Annotated in this window: 1 pseudogene; it reads left to right on the top strand. The window is 47.4% G+C overall.

Annotation, left to right across the window (positions count from 1 at the left end):
- Positions 1–338 precede the first annotated feature (338 nt).
- Positions 339–606, top strand: a pseudogene (locus tag ACR0CG_RS24095) (hypothetical protein); the annotation flags it as partial.

Below are 606 nucleotides of genomic sequence, written 5' to 3' on the forward strand. Positions count from 1 at the left end.
GGACTTGAGGTGCGTACCTCAAATCCAGAAATATTTGAGGTTCGTACCTCAAAAAGGCGGAGAGGAACGTTCAATTCGCTTCTTAGTCGTTGATTATATGAGAATTTGTTTATTTTTCTTGATACGCATCTATTCTCGTCAGCGAGGTATTAAATGGCTCTATCGACTAAAATTGGCACAGCCTACAATCGCGGCCATCATGCGGCCAACGCGTTTAGCGAACCCTCTGCTGAAGCACTCACAGATTATTTGGTCGATACCTTTGAGAATTGGAGGTAGCGTCAAATAGCGCGGACCACTCGGGAACGTGTATAACTCGTTTGGTCAGGTGCAGACGTATGAACACACTCTCTATCGTCAGATTGAACCGCTATCCAATTAAAGGATTGAGTGCCGAGCCTATGCAAACCGTGACGCTGCGAGCAGGGGAGGGGATTCCAGGTGATCGCCTTTTCGGGTTCGCGCGCTACAACTCCGGATTTAACGCACAGAACCCTCAGCCTCTGCCGAAAGATCGCTTTGTTGTTCTATTAAATGAGGCTGCTCTGGCAGGTGTTAAGACGAATTTTGATATTGAGACCCAAGATCTTGTGATCAAAGCGAGCG

The sequence above is a fragment of the Ruegeria sp. AB8 genome (genome assembly GCF_056542605.1).